The organism is Streptomyces sp. adm13(2018) (genome assembly GCF_008042145.1).
Classification (GTDB): domain Bacteria; phylum Actinomycetota; class Actinomycetes; order Streptomycetales; family Streptomycetaceae; genus Streptomyces.
The window spans coordinates 939,235-940,659 of record NZ_RDBH01000129.1; the positions used below are offsets into that span (position 1 = coordinate 939,235).

1 protein-coding gene is annotated in these 1,425 nt (G+C 69.9%); it reads left to right on the forward strand.

Translation table 11 applies throughout. The features are described from left to right. Positions 1-4: 4 nt before the first annotated feature. A partial coding sequence (locus tag EAO70_RS20930) for an alpha-amylase family glycosyl hydrolase (RefSeq protein WP_261992970.1) occupies positions 5-1,425 on the forward strand: 1,421 nt, incomplete at its 3' end.

Consider the following 1,425-nt stretch of genomic DNA (forward strand, 5'->3'; position numbering starts at 1 on the left):
CCCCGTGACACGCAAGAGAACGGCGGTCGCGCTGGCCGCCGCCCTGTGCGCCGCCCTCGTGCCCGCCGTCCCCGCGGCGGCCGCGCCCAGGCCCCCGGCCCCGCCCACCGACCGGCAGCTCGCCGCCGAACCGTCCCGCCAGGACCTCACCCGCGAGCAGTTCTACTTCGTCCTGCCCGACCGCTTCGCCAACGGCGACACCGCCAACGACCGCGGCGGCCTCACCGGCAGCCGGACACAGACCGGCTTCGACCCCACCGACAAGGGCTTCTACCAGGGCGGCGACCTCAGGGGCCTCACGGAGCGCCTCGACTACATCAAGGGCCTCGGCACCACCGCCATCTGGATGGCGCCGATCTTCAAGAACCGGCCCGTGCAGGGCGAGGGCAAGGACGCCTCCGCCGGCTACCACGGCTACTGGATCACCGACTTCACCCAGGTCGACCCGCACTTCGGCACGAACGCCGACCTGGAGCGGCTGATCGCCGCCGCCCACCGCAAGGGCATGAAGGTCTTCTTCGACGTCATCACCAACCACACCGCCGACACCGTCGACTACGCCGAGCAGAAGTACGGCTACCGCCCCAAGGGTGCCCACCCGTACCTCGACAAGGACGGCCGCCCCTTCGACGACCGCGAGGCGATCGGCAGGGTCGACCGGGACTCCTTCCCGTACACCCCCGTCGTCCCCACGGCGAAGGCGGACACCAAGGTCCCCGCCTGGCTCAACGACCCCACGATGTACCACAACCGGGGCGACTCCACCTGGGTCGGCGAGTCCGCCGAGTACGGCGACTTCGTCGGCCTCGACGACCTGTGGACCGAACGCCCCGAGGTCGTCGACGGCATGCGGAAGATCTACGAGAAGTGGGTCCGCGACTTCAAGATCGACGGCTTCCGCATCGACACCGTCAAGCACGTCGACCTCGACTTCTGGACCCAGTGGGCCACCGCCCTCGACGCCTACGCCGAGAAGCAGGGCCGCGAGGACTTCTTCATGTTCGGCGAGGTCTACTCCGCCGACACCGCCGTGACCTCCCCGTACGTCACCCGCGGCCGGCTCGACGCCACCCTCGACTTCCCCTTCCAGGACGCCGCCCGCGCCTTCGCCTCGCAGGGCGCCGGAGCCGACCGCCTCGCCAGGGTCTTCGCCGAGGACTACCGGTACACCACCGACAAGGCCAACGCCTACGAGCAGGTCACCTTCCTCGGCAACCACGACATGGGCCGCATCGGGACCTTCCTCCAGCAGGACAACCCGAACGCCTCCGACACCGAACTCGTCCGCCGGGCCACCCTCGCCAACGAACTCATGTTCCTGTCCCGCGGCAACCCGGTGATCTACTACGGCGACGAGCAGGGCTTCACCGGCCCCGGCGGCGACAAGGACGCCCGCCAGACCCTCTTCGCCTCGAAGACCGCCGA